The following is an 18,221-nucleotide window of genomic DNA, read 5'->3' on the forward strand; positions in this document are numbered from 1 at the left end:
CGATCAACGGCATGAATCCCACCTGCCGTAACTCTTTGTGACTTTCGCGGCCAGTTACCTCCCCACGGGTTCGGGGGCGGGGGTGTGGACGCCCATGAGATGGAGAGTGTCGGTTATAGGGAGTTGGGCAAGGGTGATGCACCAGCCCTCGCCGTACTTGTCGATGAGATCCACGAGGTGGGGCCATTCTTGTCGGGTCAGTGGCCGATTGTGCCTAATCGGGCAACGGTGGTCCTATTGCGATGTGTTGCCCAGTTGCCGCGCCAGGAAGCACTGGGCAGCCAGAATGATCACGTGGTTGAACGCGTGCGGGTGCGGGAGATTGACGATCACGACCGGACCTCCTGGAGTCCTGGGGCAGTGTGTGAGTGAGCCGTTGGCGTCCAAGGCAGCGGCCACGAGCGAGGCCGGTGCCCTGCAGTACGGCCACGACGGAGCTGAGTCCCTCGCCGACGGGGGTAGTGAGGCCCAGGTCGGCGAGCGCCCGCAGGATCGTGGCCTGTGTTCGGGGCAGGTGGATGCCCCCCACATCGGGTGTGCGGTGGATGTCGCGTCGTACAGCGATGAGCCGTGTTCCCTCGGTGCTCGCCGGGTGCGAGCCGGTGGAGCGGCTGGGCGACCGGGCGGCCGGCCACGATCAGCACACGTTTCTCCTCGGCGTGCGGCAGGTACTCCTGGAGGACGCAGTACCGGTTGCGAAGGCGCATCAGGCCCCCTTTGGTCAGGAGATCGGTGAGGGCCGTGTTGCCGGTCATGGACTGCAGCAGGACCCTGTTGTTGCTCGATCCGGGCTCCAGGAGGTAGACGTCCGCGCCGGCGTCGCCGTCGGGTGGCTTGACGAGCCCGATGGTGTCGGGAGCGGTCCGGTACTCGGCCCACAGTTCGGTGAAGGAGTTGGACACCAGCGTGCGCGGGAGGTGCCGGCCCGGGACGATGGCCGGGAGCGCGGTCTTGGTGTTCAGCATCAGGATCACGGTCACGTCATTCACGAACGGCACCTGCTGGTTGAGGCACCACACAGGAGCTGCCGGGCCGCTTCCTCGACCGAGGGGTGGGGGTAGTTGAGCACCCACACCACGTCGATGTCCGCGAAGTCGCGCTGTTCCAGCTTGCCCGGCAGCGGCGCGAATGCCTCCACGGCTCCGTCGGGCTTCCCCAGTGGGCAGCGAATGTCGGAGCCCAGCGAGGACAATCCGTTGACCGTGCCGATCCACACCTCATGCCCCTCGGACATGAGGGAATTGGGGTACAGGGCGCGGCAAACGCGGCCGCCCCCGACGTCGCCCAGAAGTGGTGCAGGGCGACCGCGGCTACGACCACGACATCGCCCGCCGCGGTACCCAGCACGGCTCGGGCCTGGGTACCCAACGCTGGGTTGTGGAGCGAGTATTCGCCCACCTGCGCTGGTTCCGCCGCCTGCGGATCCGCTGGGAGATTCGCGACGACATCCACGAAGCATTCCTCACCCTCGGATGCGTACTGATCTGCTGGCGACGCCTGAAGTCATTCCGTAGGAGTTCTAAGCGCTCCGTGGTGGAAGGGCCCGCGGTGGCTGGAGCTGCGGGGAGGACCGGTGGCCCTCACCACCAGTCGACCTTGGCCGCTTACCACCGCACTTACCACCGACGCCCAGTTGCGATCTCGAAAGGGACACATTGTGCGAAGAGCCCGCTTACCACCGGAGAGGAGGATGGTAAACGGGCTGTTCGTCGGCGGGATCGTACGCGCGCCGAGGGCCGTGGCGGCACGCAGATGTGTGGTCGGGGCTGCGCAACTTCCGCGAAGCGACCGCTGAGCCGGTGCCGGCTATCGCGGCTCTCCCTGCGCAGAGCGGGGAGGGGTGGCGTGCCGCTCATGGGGTGGGCCGGGACGGAGCGGAACCGGACTGCGGGCCGTACGCGGTCAAGTGCACGGTTCTGTACGAGCCCGGCCGCGTTCTCCGCGACGACCGGCACGTGGGCCACCTGTACGCCGAGCGCCGTGCAGGCGACCCATACGGTCCCAAACATCAGGGTGGTACGGGTCGCGATGGCGCTGCTCGGCGCCACTGGGGGCAGGTCCTGGACGGGCTGCCGGCCGCTTCCGGAGGGCAGCAGGTGCCCCGTCTCAGCAGGTGTTTGGTGCGGCCTTGCCGGAGAAGCGGTCCGCGAGCCAGGGGACGCCTTCGACGCTTGTCCCTGCGGAGGCGGCGATGTGGGTGGGAATGTAGTTGCTGGTGAACTTCACCGTCGCGCCCCGGCGGCACCAGTCGGCGGCCAGCTGCTTGCTGATCTGGTGGGGGATGACGTCATCGAGGACGCTGTGGGAGAGCAGGATGGGCGACGCGGGCTTGCGCCTGCCGAGCTGCTGTTCCGCCACGATCGTGTCCCACGGAGCGTGCTTGAGGCGCTCCGTCAGCGGGCGTCCGTCCACAGTCAGAGAACGGGATTGCAGGAACGGGTACTTGCCGATGGCCTGCGTCGTGCACTGGTCGTCGCGGAGGTCGCTCGCCGCCCGCTTGCCACGGGAGTTCAAGTACGGGTCAGTGTCGATGCCGTACCCGGCGGCGAACCCTGAGAAGGCGTAGTTGAAGAACGCGGAGTAGGCGGAGCCGTCGAGGCTGTTGGCCACCTTGTCCAGATCCGCGGGGGGAGCGCCGACAACGGCGCCTCTGATCTTCAGTTCTGGCGCGTAGGTCCGGGCGAGCTCGGCCGCGGACGCCGCCGCTCCGCCGCCTTGGGAGTAGCCGTAGACGGCGACCTCGCCGGAGTCGGGGAGGTTTGCGGCTGTCAGACGCTGGGCTGCTCGGATGGAGTCCAGGACCGCGCGGCCCTGCACCTCGCGGTTCATGTAGGTGTGGACTCCGGGTGTACCCAGCCCCTGATAGTCGGTCACCACGACGGCATAGCCCTGGTCGAGAAGCTTCTTGATGGGAAGCGCCTCGTACTCGGTGCCTTCGGCCATCTGGCGGGAGGGGGCGCACTTGTCCGCCAGCCCCTGGGTGCCGGGGGCGAAGGCGATGATCGGCCGTGGGCCGCGCTGGATCGTCCTGGGGGTGAGCACGGTGCCGGTGATCGCGATGGGCTTGTCCAGGCGGTCGGTTGTGCGGTACATGATCCGGCTGACGCTCGCATTGACCTTGACCGCCTTGAGGGGATCCAGATAGAAGGCGGCCGGCTCGGAGCGGATCACATCACCGTTGCGCGAGGGCAGGCCCGTTGGCGGTGCGTAGAAGGGCGGCCGCTCTGCGGCTGCTGCCGTGGGGGAAGGCGGGGCGAGGGGAAGAGCAGCTGTCGCGGCGACGAGTGTTGCCACGGCACGCCTGCCCAGAGCACGAAGACACAGCACGGGGGCTCCTCAGCAGTCGGGGAGGAAGAGATCCACTAACTACCTGAACGGCGGCAGTCGGTTGAGGAGATCTGCTGAAATATGACTCGAAAGGGGGGCTAAGCGCTGAGGGGAGGATCCGTACCGCACGCGGCGGGCGACGACCGGGTTGCCTGCCCGTCTGCAGGGGAGGCGATACAGCACTCCCATGCGTCGCCCAACACTTCTGCGGCACGTCTTGGCGTGCCGCCACCGCCTCGCTCCGTGCAGGCTGTCGAGCCGAGGCCGTTCGTGATGTGTCGTACGGTTCGTCGTCGGATACCGGCAGTTCATGCCTGTCCTTACCTCATGCACTGCCTAAGGCGCGTCGTGTGGCACCGACGTGACCGAGCAACTGTCCTGTGTGATCCGGTTACCTGACCGCAGTCAGGTGGTGCCGGGCCCTGGGCGGACCCGGCACGCATGGTCACAGTCCGAGTTCTTCGGAGGCCATGGCCGTGCCACGGACCCGTGCTTCGATCTTGGCGAAGGCGGTGTCGCGTGAGGTGGAGGTGTCGTCGGCGAACGGGGCGAAGCCGCAGTCGTCGCACGTGCCCAGCCGGTCGGCCGGGAGGTACCGGGCCGCCTCCAGCACCCTGTCGCGGACTTGTTCAGGACTCTCCACGACCGGGTCGATCGGGTCGATGACGCCGATGAACACCCGGCTGCCGGGGCGTAGGTGGTCGGCGATGATCTGCAGGTTGCGCGCGGGGTCTGTCTCGCCGGCCATGTGGAGGTAGAAGTTGCCGGCCTTCAACTGGAAGAGCTTGGGCAGGAGATCGGCGTAGTCGACATCGAGGCTGTGGGTGGAATCCTGATCGGCGCCCGGGCAGCTGTGCACGCCCAGCCGGGCCCGCTCGTCTTCGTTGAAGCGTTCCAGGACCGTGTTGTTGACGGCGATGAGCTGGTCCAGCAGGCCACCGGAGGGGTCGAGCTTGAGGGAGAGCCGGGCTTCGGTGAAGTCCAGCTGGACGCCGTGCGCGCCTGCTTCCAGGCATCCGCGGATCTCGGCCGCGGCCTCGTCGGCGAGGTCATCGAGGAACTTCTCGCGGGGGTAGCCCTCGATGCCGGCGGCCGGGTAGAGCAGGCTGAGCATGGAGGGGGCGACGACCGCCTGCTTCAGCGGCCCGTCGGTGTGGTTCTGCGCGGCACGCAGGTAGGAATCGGCGCGGACCTGGTAGCGCAAGGGGCCCGCGGTCATGCGGGGCAGCTGACGCGTGTGGCCGTCGGCGAAGGGGATGACGGCGCCGTCCGGGACGACGGCGGTCAGTCCGGTGAGCGGGTAGGTGTAGGCACTGGGCTTGGCCTGTTCACCGTCGACCAGGACGGGACAGCCCAGATTTGCCAGCCTCGACAGCGTGTCGGTGACAGCCTGTTCCTGAACCTTGCCTAGGTCGGCGTCGCTGAGGTGACCTGAAGCGTGCTGGGCGTACGCCTTCTGGAGGGCTTGGGGGCGGGGGAGGCTGCCGATGGGCTCGGTAGGAATGCTCATGATCCGGACCCTAGGAGACATGCCGCAGCGTGTCCGGGACGCCGGGCGGCAGGTTCACCGCATCGGTGTCGTGGTGGAACTTCGTTGACCGGCCGATACGTAACACAGCATGGCGGATGCCCTGCCGCGATGTTCGACGCCCGCTTGCCGGATTGATCTGACAGACGGGCCGCGATAGCGCTCCCGGGCAGTCCCTTTCCAGGGCGACCGACTTGGTCACGTCGGTCCCTCAAGCGTGGGAACGGTTGCTCGTAGGACGATGCCGCGACGGACGGCAATCTGCCGCTGTGCTCGCACCCAAGCCCGCGCCCCCGGCCTGCACCAGATCGGACACAGCACCTGCCCGATCCTGCCCACCCAGCCCGGTCCACCCCCCCACGCCCCGCGAGGATTCAGCACCGCAGCCTGCGCCACGTCGATACACGCACCATGCCTACCAGCGATTTCATCGGAATTTGATCGACCATGGTTAGCGTCAATGCCGTCCGAGGGTTCCCGCTGCATGCACCACGCATTGCGACCCACCACTACAGAGGAAGGACGCTCAACTTCATGAGCAACACGTCCCGCATTGAGACCCGTGAGATAGCCGACGACGACCTCGACAGCGTCGCGGGTGGTCTCTCCGTCAGTGGCTCCGTGGACGGCCTGACCGCCACGTTCGCCCCGGGCCCCAATGGCATCCCTGTCCTGACCGGCGGCTCCGTGAAGTCCCTCAGCCTCACTGTCTCCGACATCCCCCTGGGCCCGATCGGCTGAGATGCAGCTGTAGCACGGTGCTCATCCACCGGGCCCCGGCACCACCCCGGGCCGTCGTGGGGTAATTCAGGGTCCTGTGTGACGTCGGCCTTCAAGACCTGCTTGTGGTCGTGGAGGCCGACATTGCCGTATGCGGCGGCTGACGATGTCTGTGCGGCTAAGGGGAGCCTGGCGATCCAGGACTGGGACCAGCAGGGACGGCTGCTCACCGACGAGGAGTTCGTGGACCTGTTCCCGTCGCGGGGCGAGCCGCACCGGGCCCACAGCCGGATGTCGCGGACCGCTGGAAGCGGATGGCGTTGTACGTGCCACGGACGCGGTTGCGCTGCGAATCGCGCGCGGCAGCCGCCGGCGAGTCGTGGCATCACCATGACCTGGCGCATGGCTCCCGCACCTGCTCGTCCTTCGAGCAGCGCCTACACGGCGTGGCCTGCGCGCGCGAGTTCTCCATGCCCAAGCTCTCCAGCAAAGGCCAACTCCCGGAAGCGAAGGACAACCTCCAACGCCTGCTCGCCACGATCCTTCTCACAGACGACAAACAGGGCGCTGTACACGACGGCCAGTCGGCGTTGCACCGGTCGGGGGCGATGATGACTACTGACGTACTTCTTGTCCATGGGGGGCCCGGATCTGGGCGGAGACGGCACGCGGGGCGGCCTCGGCGGTGTCGATGCCGGGCAGGCCGGTCACGGTGACCGCGGACGCGATGGCGGTAGCGGCCAGGACGCGGCCGGCCGGCCGCCACCGGGCGGGTATGTGAAGTGCTCTGTTCAAGCTGGATCTTCCCTCGCTGGTGGGGGCGTGAGGGGTGTGGGCGGCGCATTGGGCCCCGTGACGTGTACGCGCCGCCCGCTCACCCTAGGGACCGCCCCGACGAAAGTGCACGGGATATCGGCGTGCCGATATGTCAACTCGGTGCGGGGTGAGGGAAGTTCGACCCGTCACCGGCAGATGAAGTACGCGTCTTCCATGTCGGCCGTGGTCGACTCGGTGTGCCGCACGCGCAGCGCCGACAGGTTCAGGCCGGGAACGCCCCACGGGTCGGCGGCCCCCAGGGCCAGGCCGGCGAACACTCCCCATTCGATCTGGTTCGGGTCGTCGTCCAGGTTGATGAAGGCGTCCAGCTCGTCATTGTCGTCGAGGTGTTTCTGCGTCATGCCGAGAGCGGCGAGAACCGCTGCGGGGTCTCCGGAGACGACGAACGGCTCGTCACCGGTCCATCCGGCAGCGTGGAACATCGTCCCGTCGGGCAGCCATACGAGGTCTTCGGTGCGTGTGGCTCCGCAGTGGGTCTCGACGCGTCCCACGATCCGCGCGTCGGGGAAGCATCCGCGCAGGGCCGTTGCTTCGTCAAGGAGGGGATTGTCGTCGCCGTCGGAGACGAACGCCGGGTCGCAGACGGTCAGCACATTGCCCCACGCGCCGGCATGGACGATGTCCAGGTCCGCGAGCGTGCTGAAGACCGATGGGTTGGCGGCCGAGCGCGGGCCGAGGTCTTCCAGCACCGCATCCACCCTCGACAAAGACGCGGCGAAGGCGGCGGCCCGGCCCGGATCATGTACCGGGAACCCGGCCGTGTCCGAGGTGAACGGCGGCTGGAAGACGGTCATGTTGCCGTGGACCATGGAGCCGCGGACCATCTCGGCTGGGGGTATGGTCCAGAGACTTTGATCAGTCATGCGGGCCACCGTAGCGGCCGGAAACCTAGTGCGGGAATCGACTGCCGAAACCGGCAGCGGCCTGCTCGTCCGCGTCGTTCGCCTTGATGACGACACCGTCGATGCCGAAAGGCAGAGACGGACGCATGGCGGCTATCTCATCAACATGCTGCTGCGCCTCGGCCGGCGTCGCGCACACTCGCAGCCCGGTCAGGGTGCTCGCGGTGGTCTGCACACCAGCCACGGCGACTGCGCCGAGAACTTCGGCGTGCGTGGCACCGGCTGGAAGGACCTCGGTCAAAATGCTCAAGAGACTTGCCTGAGCTTCAGGCAACGTTCGCTCTGTCGACGAGGGCGCGTAGGCGTCGGTCGTCGGCGTGGCGGTTTCGCCGGACATCCGATGCGGTTGATCTGTCAAGCGGCCTCAGCGATGTCGGGGGTCTTGCGACCTCTGGCGACCGGGAAGAGACGCTGACCGGCACCCCGTTGTCAGCACGCACGCGATCGGGCGGGGTCATGACGGTGATGCTTCGGCGGCATCACAGCCGCCGCGTGGTGTGGCGTCACTTCCGCCGGGGTGATCGCCGCCGGATGATCGTCGGTTCCGGGGGACGTACCGAAAGGGCCTAGGCTGCCACCCGGCACCGGCACCGGCCTCGACCGAGGAGCACACATCATGTCCGACCCCGCCCAGCAGCACCCGTTTCCCGACGCCTTTGGACCGGAGGACGCACCTGTGCCGCATGCGCTGCTCGCGCCGGTGATCGGGTTCCTGGGCACGTGGGTCGGCCGGGGGCGTGGCGAGTATCCGACGCTCTCCGAGGAGTTCACGTATGCGCAGGAGGTCACCTTCACTCACGACGGGCGTCCTTTTCTCCACTACGAGGCGCGCGCCTGGTTGCTCGACGCGGAGGGCGCCCCGCTGCGGCCGTCGGCCCGCGAGAGCGGCTGGTGGCGGCTGGGGACCGACGGACGCGTGGAGGCATTGATCACCCAGCCCACCGGCATCGCGGAGATCTCGGTCGGCCGGGCCGGCGATGGCACGGCCGACCTCACCACCCACGAGGTGGCCCTCGCCCCCACCGCAAAGGAGGTCAACGCCACCCGCCGCCGCTACACCCTGACCGATGCGGACACGCTCACCTTCGTCCACGACCTCGCGGCGGTCGGTCAGCCACTGCAGCATCACCTTTCCGCACGACTTCGACGCAGTGGTACAAGCGGAGGCGCAAGCTGAGTCGCGCTGACGGATTGCGTGCGGGGTCGTTCGAGGACACCAGGGACGGGATCCGTAGGGGGTGGCCCTGATATCCGCCCGCAACGCCCTGCGGCCTACCTGGCGCCGTAGTCGTTGCCGTCCAGCAGTTCCAGCGCCTCGCCCCTGTCGACGAAGCGGCTCATGCCACAGTCGAGGCCGTCGTCGTCCAGGTCGTCGGGGTACGGGGCGCGCGCCCAGGACCCGTTCGCGTACCAATGGACACAGCCCAGTTCATTGCCGTCGAGCTGATCGTGCAGCTCCTCGAACGGGAGTCAGTCCGGGGCGTCCGCCAGCATGTCGATCGACGTTTCGTGCCATTTGACCTCGCTCGACTCGTCCTCGCCGAAGAGCACGAACCGGCCCTCGCCGATCTTCGCCGGCGTCCACCACGTACAGCCGCAGTCGTCGAGGTGGAGCCCGCCGTCGTCGATCCAGCAGCCCGTGCGGTACCCCTGGCGTTCCTCCCCCGCGGTGGTCGCCTCCATGACGGCAACCAGCGCCCAGCGCGCCCACAGCACCTCCGCCGACGGCAAGTCCCCCGGCAGTCCCGGTCGGTGAAGCGTCATGCCGCCCTCCGGCTGATCGTCAGGTTTGCTCTCCGGCATGGGTAGACGGGGTGGTGAAGGGGTTACGGAAAGGGCAGTCCCTATCTCGGCCCGCGTCGTAGGCCGCCTCCCAGGCCGCATCGCGGTCCGTTACGGATGGCCGGCTCGGCCGCCCGCAGTCGCACTCTCCTCCGCGGGGCCGCACCCCGTCCGAGGCGCGAGGTGGTGGCTGCGCATCGGGCGGGCAGGGACGGTGCGACTGGTTCGACCGGCCTGTTGTGACTTGAGGCGACCCCTGCGTTATCCCGTCGCTCTGATGTCTGCCGGGAGTGGGCATGTCTGACACCGATCTTCTGCGAAGGGCAGTTCCTACAAGAGTGATGGTCCCGACCTCTTTCAGGTCGGGACCATCGTGTTCATTTTGGCGCCGGCTCACGCCGACATCGCTGCTCCTACCAGGCGACCGGCATGCGCTCAGGGATGCGCTTCATGAAGCGGGTGCGCCACACGAGTTGGTCGACGGGGACGGCCAGGCGCAGGCTGGGCGTACGGGTGGCGAGGGCCTCGATCGCTATCTCGATGTGCTTCTTGCCGAGCGGTACGGCGGGGCAGTAGTGCCCGCCGTAGCCGAACGAGAGGTGAGCGGCCGCGTTGGGCCGGTCGATGTCGAGGTTGTGCGGGTCGGGGAACACGCTCTCGTCGGTGTTGGCGGCCTCGACCAGGACGAGGACGAGTTCGCCTTTCTTGATCTCTGTGTCGCCGAGCTGCATGTCTTCCATGGCCAGGCGGGGCAGACCGTCGGCGATGGACAGGTTCACCCGTAGCAGCTCATCCACGGCGGCCGGTATCTTGCCGGGCTCCGCGCACAGCCGCTCCCACACCTCGGGGTTCTGAAGGAGCGTGAACACGGCCATGGTCAAGGCGCCCATGGTGGAGATGACTCCGGCGCCGAACATGGTGACGCCGACGGTGGCGAGCATCTCGTCGGTGAGGTGCGCATAGTCGGGGTCACCACGGAGGGCGGCTAGTTCGGCCATGAGCCCGTCAGTGGCGGGGTCGTTGAGCCGCTCGGTCATATAGGCGATGTCACGGTCCCAGTTCAGGCGCGCCCCGGTGATGGGGCATGCCGAGTTCATGAACGCGATGTCGAGACTGGACGCCAACAGCGGTGCGTCGTCGCGGGGGATGCCGAGGATGTGGCAGTGGAGCTGCTCGGCGTAGGGGTTGGCGAACTGTCCGCGCAGGTCGACCGGCGGGCCGTAGCCGAGGATGCCGTCGACCAGGTGGCCGGCGTGGTCGGTCATCCACTCCGTCAGACCACCGGCCTTGGGGTTGATGGCCTTGAGGACGGCCTTCCGCAGACCGGCGCCGGTGATGTTGCCCATGTTGTTGACCACCTCGGGCGGGATGGTCAGCGCGTACTGCCGGGGAACGCCAGGGGCAGAGGTGTCCTTGAGGCTGAAGCTGGGGTCTTCGAGCACCTGCTTGCACAACTCATAGGAGGAGACGAGCCACGCCGGATCCCCGGCGATGGTGCGTACCCGCGTGACCGGGGTGGCGCGCAGCTGCTCGATCTCCGGCGGGAGGCGGTCGCCGCGCGGGGAGAACGGGAAGTCGATCAGGGTCGGGGCGGTCGTCACTGGTCGTGTCCTCCGGTGAGAGTGCCGGCGGGAGAGATCACGGCGTGGCCCTGGTTGCGCGTGGCGCGCAGGCCGTGCCCGCGTGAGTACAGGAGATCGGCCATCGGCAATGCCTGGTGGTAGCAGTTGAGCGATGAGGGGACGCCCATGATTGCGGGGGTGTCGATGAACAGCGGCGCCTCGGCACAGATGTAGTCGAGGCAGACCTGACGCTGACGGTCCGTGGGCTGCTGCCCATCGAGCACCTTGCTGGTGAGGAACTGGACCACGAGCTGATCACAGACCTCGCGGAACGCCGGGTCGGTGGACAGCCGGTCGTCGAGGCTCTCGCGGATGACCTGATAGGCGGGGATGTCCAGCAGCGCGGACATGGGGCGGCCGCGGAGCCTGGTGCCGTCCGGGTCGAGCGCGGCAACGGCGGCGGTCACCTTGGCCCGTACACCGCGCAGGTTCTTCACGGCCTTGCGCTGGGCGTCGATCGCTGGATATCCGAGCGCCTCATACATGTCGGCGACATGCAGATCCGTATAGATGAGGTCAACCTGACGGAAGTTCTCCAATCCCCAGGCGGCGAGGCCGAGGACTCGCTGATGGGTGAAGTAGGAGTTCCCAGGCGAGATGCCGATGACGGCGTGATCACCTTCGTCGGTGATGACCTGGCAGTGCGGGGTGTACGGACGGACGTGAAAAACCTCGGTCGCTGTCGTCAAGAGACGATGTCCCTACGTGCCGCTAGTCCCTGGGAACCCCGTGTTCCCGGTGTGGCGGCGACACCGAAAACCTACCTGACTGTCGGTTCCGAATGATGTCGAACCAGGAAGTAACTCCCAGGTCAGGCCGCCTAGTTGCGTTCATATGGCGTTCACAAGCGCGGACTGATGATGGCGAACGAGCGCGTCGCGAAGCCGCTCAGCCGAACCTTCGGGTCGGGGAAGGCGTGCCATTCCCCGCCTGTCCGCGCCGGGCACTCCGTCCCCGACCGTCGAACCCGGCAGTCGACCTCCGGCGGTACGCGTTGGGCCCTCGCTGTCGTAGGACGTGAGCGCAGTGGGGTGGGACATCCTCGCTGCGACGGGAGCGCCTGCCTGCTTGGCCGGCTGCGCGCGGGACCGTGCATCGCGGTCGGATACGGCCGCCACTTCCGTCCACCTTCGCCACGGCGCCACCCACGAGATCCGGGTGCGCCGCCCGGCCGCCGGACGCCCGGGCCGGGACAAGTGCATCTCCGGCAAGATCAGGCACAGCGCGGTGAAGTCCATGGTGGTCATCAGCCAGGGCAGGTCAAACTCCTGGCTGACGGACCTCCTGTTGAGACCTTCTCGTGGATGCCGGCTACCAAGGGTTCGGGGCCAGACCGGTGGACGCGTCGTGACGCCGCCGCATCGCAGGTTCAAGAAGAATCCGCCCAGTGGCACGAGGAGATGCACGAGCGCCGACGCAAGGCCGGCCAGCAGCAACACGCCCATCGACGCGCCACCGCCAGCCATGCACGGGCTCGTGAAGACTGTCCCGTAAGTGATCTCCGTTAGTCGGCCGGCCAGTTGGAGCGAAGCCCTGTGCTGCGCCGGGTCGTGGGAGATGATGCCGCTCATGACCTTCGCGATGACGCCCGCCATCCCCGCTGGGTCTCTCTCCGCGTCTGCCCAACCGCCCGTGCTGTCACCAGGCGCTGATGTACTGCTGCGGTCCTGGGAGGCAGATGACGCCCCCGTCCTGCAACGCGCCTTCCAGGACCCGTCCATCCGGCACTGGCACACGCACCACGTCACTTCTCGGGAGGAAGCCCGGGAGTGGATCACGGCCTCCCATGGAATGGCACAGAGCCGCGGCCTGCCGCTACAGTGCGATCTTTGTTCGATTCGGTAAGTGGCATAGGGGGAGATCGTGAGCGTCCAACTGCGGGAAACTGCACAGGCTTTAGCGCAGACGCTCTGGCGGGAACACACCGTCTACCGCGAGCGGTCCGGGGGAGTGGTCATCCGGGGTGAGCATGTGCAGCGCTGGATCAGTCTCGCGCCCGCTGGTGGTAGAGACGAGATCCTCGTCCGTGCAGGGCGCATCCTCGACGGTGGCACCACTGCGCCGGCGCGATCAGAGGCTGTGGTGTCGCTCTCCACTGAAACCGTCCAGCTGGCGGCGATCTGCCGCCGCCTGCTCGCCGAAGCGGCCTCGGGTCCCACGCCGGCCGCATCCAGACCGGCGGCACCTCATCAAGCGGCCAACTCCGCCGTGCGAAAGGGGCGAAGTGCGCGTGGGAGGGGCTTCGGCTACTGGGTGATAGTTGCTTGCGTGGTCGGGATTGCAGCCCTCTCCATCTACGGCGCTTCGGTGACTTCGTAACGGGCCTGGCAGAAGAACCCGCGTACGTCGAGCTCTTCGGAAGGAGTCCGAGGAGCTCGACGGTGCCGATGATGAGAGCGACGCGACCGGGAGTTCGGTGTTGGTGAGGTTGTGGAGATTTTGCGGACCGGCTTGGAGAGGGCCCAGCCATGGGTGAAGTTCGTGAACGAGCCATCGACGGTGTCCAGCGGGACCTGGCCGACGCCTTCGCGTTGGTCCGCTTCGGCTGTCAGCCGCGCCGGAGACTCTGATCATTCCCCGATGCGGGATGTGCGGCACGCGCTACAGCCTGGACGCGCCGTTCCGCGAGGCGGCCGACGCGGACCCGGACTGCGCCGCGCCGGTCTCGACCTCGCCGTCGACCAGCAGGTGGTTGCCGATGCGACCCAGACGGTCCCGAGCACCAGGGTGGTACGGGGCGCGGTGGCGCTGTGCCGGGCCATGAGATTGCTGAGCCGGACGACCGCCGGCGTCATGAGGACGAGCAGGGTGAGAACGAGGGCCAGGAAGCCGACGTCGAGGACGGTCAGCAGGCCGAGGCCGGCCGCGGTGAGGGCAGACGCCACCCGCCTCGCCTCCGTGCGGGCGCGGGGGTGGCACGGCAGACCAGACCTGCGAGGCCAGAGCCGCCGCTCCCTATACGGCAGGGCGGTGGATTCCGTTCGATCGAGCGCCCTCGACGCCACCGTCCAGCGACAGATCGTTGACCGCATCGGCGCCCTCGTCCGCGAACAAGGCGCGGCCGTCCTGCTGGTGACCGACGACCTCCACGTCGCCGCCGACCGGGCCGACCGGATCGCGGTGATCGACGGTGGGCGGATCGTGGGGAGGAAGACAACGCCGAACACCGATGCGTACGCGCCCGCGTCGAGCACACCTTCGCCCGCATGAAGAACTGGAAGATCCCTCCGCGACTGGGAGGACTCAGCGGTCTTGTCGTAGCGGGTGGCGATGCCGCGCCATTCTCCAAACGGTTGAAGCAGCGTTCGACCACGTTGCGCCGCTTGCGGATCTGGTCGCTCCGTTCGGGGACGGTGTGGGGGATGTTCCGGCGCCGCAGCCAGGTACGTATCGTTCTGGAGCGGTAGCCCTTGCCGCTCAGGATGTGGGCCGGCCGGATTCGGGGGCCTCCCGGGCGCCCAATGCGGAGCACCCGGATCGCCTCCATGAAGGCGGTGAACTGGGGGCTCATTGACGAACCGAGTCAGGAGAACATCCAGGCTTGCACCATGAAATCCGAGAGCCGGGCGAACGCCGGCTCGTCGGGCTCCCTTTCCTGCCGGTGCGCACTCGCCGACCTGGCGGTCACGGCGTCAAGTCGAGAAATTCCCAGTGTGCTTGGGGTTGTGCGCCGCTGAGCCATTTCCCGCAGTTCTGCAGGACCGTGGGGCTTGAGGTGATGTGCTGGGTACCTGTGCCGAGATCACGCAGAAACCGGTCGATCGGCCCGCGCCGGATCGCCGCCGTCCCAGCCCATCGGTGCACCGTCTGACCCACGTCCTGCACGGTCCACGTCGCGTGGTTGAGCGCCAGTCTGAGCAGCGTGTCCTGCTCGGCACTTGTCAACTCGCCCGCATCCAGGGTGTCTTCGATGCCTTGCCATACCTCCATCGCCCACGCCCGCGCCGAACGAAGCTTGGCTTCGGCGGTCGCGTACTCCGCGTGGAACTGCGCGGTGTCGACGGCGGCGTTACGTGTGCCGGATTTGGCCGCGGCGACCAACTTCAGTTCATCGAGCAGACGCCGCCCGACACCGAACGCCCAGCCGGTGTGCCCGATTGCGGACATGTTGACCAAGCCGAGGCGGTAGATCGCGCCACCGTTGACCGGGTTCGTCGTTGTGGCGAGATACGTGTGCGTCGCAGGGACATGTACATCGGTGCAGTGGTAGTCAATACTGTGCGTCGCACGCAGCCCGAGCACATCCCAGTTGTCGACGAGTTCCACCTGCGACTTCGGCATCGCCAGCACCCGCAGCTCACCGCTGCCCTCGACCTGGATCGCACCGTGGATATGGGTGGCGTGCGCCATACCGGAGGCGAACTGCCAACTACCGCTCACCAGATAGCCACCCTCCACCGAAACGGCCCGGCCGGGCCGGGTGCCGTGCCCAGACAACAACGCGTGGTCCCCACCCGCGACATCCGGGAACAAGTCGGCCGCCGCAACGGCATCGAGATAGGCCGCAGTGGTGCCGGTCATCAACTGCAGCGCCATCATCGTCCAACCGGCCGCGGCATCGTGGTAGCTGACCCGCTCGACCGTCTCTATCAATTGACGCGGGGAGAACTCGTAGCCGCCGAGGTTCTGCGGCAGCGCGGCCCCCACGACCCCAGCGCCCAGCAACGCCCGCGCGGTGTCCTCGGTGAGTCTGCCGAGTTCCTCGGCCGTGTCCGCGTCCGCCTCGAGCGCCCCACCGAGCGCGTCAATTCGCTCGAGCATCGCGGGAAATTCCGAGCTGACATGCAATCCGATCGAGACCGCCATGGATGGTTGCTCCTCGCTATCAGTATTGAGTCAGCGTCACCATAAGGGTGAAGCCGTACCGTTCCTCGGTCTGCCCAAGGAATAGCCGTTCTGAGGCAGGGAGTTACTGCTCGATCTACGCCGTGAGCCGTCGTTCGAGCTGTGTAGGCGATCGAGGTCCGCCTGGACGACGGAACCGGCTATGCGCTGGCAGAGCACCTGGACGCGCCGGTCGCCGCGCCGGAGCCGTCGGCCGCACTGCTGCCCGCGTTGGACCCGACCCGATGGGCTGGCGGGAGCGCGGCGCCGACCCGGGTAGCGGGCACCTCCACCTGTGCGCCCAGCCCGCGCAGCCGCTCGACGTCAGCGGCCACGGGCAAGGGCAGGACGGACAGGTTGGACGCCTCACGTACGCCGGCCCCTCCCCCCCGGCTCTGGATGGCGCCCATCAGCCAGGGCATGCCGGGGGCGAGGATGCGGAGGTAGATGTTTCCGTTGGTGGAGGAGTCGGGGTCCGGCTCGAAGGTCCAGCCCAGCAGCGGGCCGTATAAGTCCTTGACCGTTTGGGGATCGGCGGTGGCGAACTCGAACCAGACGACGTTTCCGGGGGGCATAAAGCTCATGCGGGCTCCTGTCGGCGAGGACGTGCGGTGTTCCGGAACCGTAGGAGCCCAATAGGTCACCGAACGTCCTCGCGCGTCTGAGCAAGGCATCTACTCGGTGAATCAGCCGCCCAGTGGTTGGGGGCGCGGCCGCCACCGGAAGCGGTCGCTCTGGAGGAAGGCGCCCGCGGAGAGCCTTGGCAAGGCACCGGCGGACGGACGCGCGGATACGCCCCTGTGCGGGACAGCGTGCGGTTCGTGGGACGGAACAACGGGAAACTCTCACGTGGCGAATGGTGCTCACGGCCCGCGGGGCTACCGCCGGCAACCTCCCGCCGTTCAAAGGGCACGTCATGAAGGTGCACCGCCATGCCGTGGCCAGCCCGCCTGGGTGGAACTCGCCGAGCTCACCCAGGACCCCGACTTCCGCGCCGCCGTCCGCCGCATGGCGGAGTACCAGGCAGCCGAGCGCGCCGAAGGCGAAACCACGGGCCTGCATCACGACCTCACCGAAACCGTCCGGGACAACGTCGGCCGCGCGCTCGACGCCGGCATCGCTCCCGCCTCGGCCGAGGCCGCGCCGATCATCGACACCCTCACCACCCGCTACGCGATCGATGATGCTGGGCCGGTTTTAAATCGGTTGGGTGGGTAGACCGCCGCTGGTACGGTCTGGGCAGCCGTGGAAGACGCGAGGAGGTGAGACCCATGAAGGCTGTATCCCTATGGGTGCTCCCCCTTTTCGTCACGGTGGGCGATTGATGTAGCTGTCGCCGGGAGCGCCTCGGACAAGGCACTCCTGAGAGGCAACACCAATGAATTCTGCGCGTTCCACTTCGAGCACGGGCCGCAACGCGGCCGTGATCACGCGGGTTTCGGACACACAGTGGCAGGCCGTGGAGGGCGACCAGACGGTCGGTCGCGGCGACGCTTTGCGCCGGCCCGACGGGCGGCTCTTCATCAGCATCGACGCGTGGCACGGCGCGGTCTTCGACCGCATCGCCGAGACGATGCTCAAAGACCTGCCGACCCCGCTGTACACCGTCGTCGACGAGGCCGACCCCGACTCCAGGTCCAGCTGGGAGCGGGCCGGCTTCACCGCCGCACGCCGTGAGCGGGGCTACCTCGTGCCCACCGACCCGCAGGTCACCGGGCTCGGCTCGGAGCGGCCCCCATCGGGCGTGACGATCGTGCCCTCCGGCCAGGCGGAGGACGGCCCGCTGCGCACCCTGGACCGCATCATCCGCGACGAGGTCGAGGCCGCCGTCGGATGGCAGACGATGCCGGCCGAGGTGCTGCTCCGCCCGGCGGGAATCACCCTGCTCGACCCGTCGAAGTACACGGTGGCGCGGCACTTGGACCAGTACGTGGGGCTGATCCGGGTGACGCTGCTGACCAGGCAGCCACGGATCGGGCTGATCGCCGTCCGCTCCGACAGGCACCGCCGCGGCATCGCCCGTGTGCTGCTGGCTCACGCACTGGGTTCCCTGCACCGCTCCGGGACTGCTTCGGCATGGGCCGAGGTGGACGAGTCCAACGCGGCGGCTACCGCCCTGTTCGAGAGCATCGGTGCCCGGCGCACGACCGGCACCCTGGAGCTCGTCTGCCGCTGACGCGCCGCCACATCGCACCGAGCGACCGGGCCGAGCCCAACAGGCGCGGTGACGCCGCTCCGACAAGCGGGCACCCGCCCGCCGCCGTCCACGAGTTGGCCGCGGACGGCCGTCGGTAGACGGCACCGCGCCCAACTGTCCACCGCATTCCCTTCCTAACGAACAGACCGTCACGTAACGAAAGAAACGAGAAGCCATGACAAAAACAGCAGGCGGCGTAGAAGTCGAAGGCACCGTCGTCGAGTGCCTGCGCAACGCCACCTTCAAGGTGGAACTGGAGAACGGGCACACGGTGCTCGCCCACATCAGCGGGAAGATCCGGAAGAACTACATCAAGATCCTCCCGTACGACCGGGTGCTCGTGGAACTCAGCCCCTACGACCTCACCCGCGGCCGGATCCGCTACCGGTACAGGTCATAGTGCAAGGGCCGGCCGGGTCGCCCGCAGGGGCGAGCCCCGCGCTGGATGGCCGGCCCGGTAAGGCCAGGGTCTCCAGCCCGCC

19 protein-coding genes and 2 pseudogenes are annotated in these 18,221 nt (G+C 67.7%); 9 read left to right on the forward strand and 12 right to left on the reverse strand.

Features of this window, described 5'->3' with window-relative positions; translation table 11 throughout:
• Positions 1–329: 329 nt before the first annotated feature.
• On the reverse strand, positions 330–965 hold the full coding sequence (locus ACZ4S3_RS11745; RefSeq protein ID WP_467931567.1) for an ATP-grasp domain-containing protein: 636 nt from the start codon (positions 963–965) through the stop codon (positions 330–332).
• A gap of 20 nt (positions 966–985) precedes the next feature.
• Positions 986–1,234 carry a hypothetical protein gene (locus ACZ4S3_RS11750; protein WP_467930817.1) on the reverse strand — a complete coding sequence of 83 codons (249 nt, stop codon included), beginning with the start codon at positions 1,232–1,234 and terminating at the stop codon, positions 986–988.
• A gap of 20 nt (positions 1,235–1,254) precedes the next feature.
• Between ACZ4S3_RS11750 and ACZ4S3_RS11755 the strand changes: the two are divergent.
• Positions 1,255–1,512, forward strand: a pseudogene (locus tag ACZ4S3_RS11755) (transposase); the annotation flags it as partial.
• Between the two features lie 594 nt (positions 1,513–2,106).
• Here ACZ4S3_RS11755 and ACZ4S3_RS11760 read toward each other — a convergent pair.
• Together ACZ4S3_RS11760 and ACZ4S3_RS11765 are read right to left on the reverse strand one after the other, a co-directional pair.
• Positions 2,107–3,294, reverse strand: a complete 1,188-nt coding sequence (locus ACZ4S3_RS11760; RefSeq protein ID WP_467930819.1) for an alpha/beta fold hydrolase — start codon at positions 3,292–3,294, stop codon at positions 2,107–2,109.
• Positions 3,295–3,772: 478 nt separating this feature from the next.
• Positions 3,773–4,837: a cobalamin-independent methionine synthase II family protein gene (locus tag ACZ4S3_RS11765; RefSeq protein ID WP_467930823.1), complete on the reverse strand. Its 1,065-nt coding sequence runs from the start codon at positions 4,835–4,837 to the stop codon at positions 3,773–3,775.
• 552 nt (positions 4,838–5,389) lie between these two features.
• Here ACZ4S3_RS11765 and ACZ4S3_RS11770 point away from each other — a divergent pair.
• Complete coding sequence (locus tag ACZ4S3_RS11770; RefSeq protein ID WP_467930829.1) at positions 5,390–5,596, forward strand: hypothetical protein; 207 nt, start codon at positions 5,390–5,392, stop codon at positions 5,594–5,596.
• A gap of 594 nt (positions 5,597–6,190) precedes the next feature.
• Here ACZ4S3_RS11770 and ACZ4S3_RS11775 read toward each other — a convergent pair.
• The 3 genes from ACZ4S3_RS11775 to ACZ4S3_RS11785 form a co-directional block, all read right to left on the reverse strand.
• The gene (locus ACZ4S3_RS11775; RefSeq protein ID WP_467930833.1) at positions 6,191–6,370 is read right to left on the reverse strand and encodes a hypothetical protein; all 180 of its coding nucleotides are present in this window, start codon (positions 6,368–6,370) and stop codon (positions 6,191–6,193) included.
• 167 nt (positions 6,371–6,537) lie between these two features.
• Positions 6,538–7,275: a DUF6333 family protein gene (locus ACZ4S3_RS11780; protein ID WP_467930837.1), complete on the reverse strand. Its 738-nt coding sequence runs from the start codon at positions 7,273–7,275 to the stop codon at positions 6,538–6,540.
• A 25-nt stretch (positions 7,276–7,300) separates the two neighbouring features.
• Complete coding sequence (locus ACZ4S3_RS11785; protein ID WP_467930840.1) at positions 7,301–7,651, reverse strand: hypothetical protein; 351 nt, start codon at positions 7,649–7,651, stop codon at positions 7,301–7,303.
• Between the two features lie 279 nt (positions 7,652–7,930).
• Between ACZ4S3_RS11785 and ACZ4S3_RS11790 the strand changes: the two genes are divergently transcribed.
• Positions 7,931–8,491, forward strand: coding sequence for a nitrobindin family protein (locus ACZ4S3_RS11790; RefSeq protein WP_467930844.1), 561 nt, complete (start codon positions 7,931–7,933; stop codon positions 8,489–8,491).
• A 293-nt stretch (positions 8,492–8,784) separates the two neighbouring features.
• On the opposite strand, the gene ACZ4S3_RS11795 is transcribed toward ACZ4S3_RS11790, so the two are convergent.
• The 4 genes from ACZ4S3_RS11795 to ACZ4S3_RS11810 form a co-directional block, all read right to left on the reverse strand.
• The gene (locus ACZ4S3_RS11795) at positions 8,785–9,078 is read right to left on the reverse strand and encodes a hypothetical protein (protein WP_467930849.1); all 294 of its coding nucleotides are present in this window, start codon (positions 9,076–9,078) and stop codon (positions 8,785–8,787) included.
• Positions 9,079–9,509: 431 nt separating this feature from the next.
• Positions 9,510–10,697 carry a cytochrome P450 gene (locus ACZ4S3_RS11800; RefSeq protein ID WP_467930853.1) on the reverse strand — a complete coding sequence of 396 codons (1,188 nt, stop codon included), beginning with the start codon at positions 10,695–10,697 and terminating at the stop codon, positions 9,510–9,512.
• Positions 10,694–11,407: a cyclodityrosine synthase gene (locus ACZ4S3_RS11805; protein WP_467930857.1), complete on the reverse strand. Its 714-nt coding sequence runs from the start codon at positions 11,405–11,407 to the stop codon at positions 10,694–10,696. Before ACZ4S3_RS11805 ends, ACZ4S3_RS11800 begins: the two co-directional genes overlap by 4 nt.
• Before the next feature lie 141 nt (positions 11,408–11,548).
• Positions 11,549–12,313 carry a hypothetical protein gene (locus tag ACZ4S3_RS11810; RefSeq protein WP_467930861.1) on the reverse strand — a complete coding sequence of 255 codons (765 nt, stop codon included), beginning with the start codon at positions 12,311–12,313 and terminating at the stop codon, positions 11,549–11,551.
• Between the two features lie 268 nt (positions 12,314–12,581).
• Here ACZ4S3_RS11810 and ACZ4S3_RS11815 point away from each other — a divergent pair, with 268 nt between their 5' ends.
• Together ACZ4S3_RS11815 and ACZ4S3_RS11820 are read left to right on the forward strand one after the other, a co-directional pair.
• The gene (locus ACZ4S3_RS11815; protein ID WP_467930866.1) at positions 12,582–13,037 is read left to right on the forward strand and encodes a hypothetical protein; all 456 of its coding nucleotides are present in this window, start codon (positions 12,582–12,584) and stop codon (positions 13,035–13,037) included.
• A 651-nt stretch (positions 13,038–13,688) separates the two neighbouring features.
• Positions 13,689–13,928: a hypothetical protein gene (locus tag ACZ4S3_RS11820; RefSeq protein WP_467930870.1), complete on the forward strand. Its 240-nt coding sequence runs from the start codon at positions 13,689–13,691 to the stop codon at positions 13,926–13,928.
• A 414-nt stretch (positions 13,929–14,342) separates the two neighbouring features.
• Here ACZ4S3_RS11820 and ACZ4S3_RS11825 read toward each other — a convergent pair whose 3' ends face one another.
• Positions 14,343–15,524 carry an acyl-CoA dehydrogenase family protein gene (locus tag ACZ4S3_RS11825; RefSeq protein ID WP_467930872.1) on the reverse strand — a complete coding sequence of 394 codons (1,182 nt, stop codon included), beginning with the start codon at positions 15,522–15,524 and terminating at the stop codon, positions 14,343–14,345.
• Positions 15,525–15,677: 153 nt separating this feature from the next.
• Between ACZ4S3_RS11825 and ACZ4S3_RS11830 the strand changes: the two are divergent.
• The 4 genes and pseudogenes from ACZ4S3_RS11830 to infA form a co-directional block, all read left to right on the forward strand.
• Positions 15,678–15,805: pseudogene (locus ACZ4S3_RS11830) on the forward strand (winged helix DNA-binding domain-containing protein); the annotation flags it as partial.
• Between the two features lie 691 nt (positions 15,806–16,496).
• Positions 16,497–16,760 carry a hypothetical protein gene (locus ACZ4S3_RS11835; protein WP_467930874.1) on the forward strand — a complete coding sequence of 88 codons (264 nt, stop codon included), beginning with the start codon at positions 16,497–16,499 and terminating at the stop codon, positions 16,758–16,760.
• A gap of 160 nt (positions 16,761–16,920) precedes the next feature.
• The gene (locus ACZ4S3_RS11840; RefSeq protein WP_467930878.1) at positions 16,921–17,718 is read left to right on the forward strand and encodes a GNAT family N-acetyltransferase; all 798 of its coding nucleotides are present in this window, start codon (positions 16,921–16,923) and stop codon (positions 17,716–17,718) included.
• Between the two features lie 196 nt (positions 17,719–17,914).
• On the forward strand, positions 17,915–18,139 hold the full coding sequence (gene infA / locus ACZ4S3_RS11845; protein WP_467930881.1) for a translation initiation factor IF-1: 225 nt from the start codon (positions 17,915–17,917) through the stop codon (positions 18,137–18,139).
• The last annotated feature ends 82 nt before the right edge of the window (positions 18,140–18,221 follow it).

Source organism: Streptomyces sp. NPDC028368, assembly GCF_055565615.1.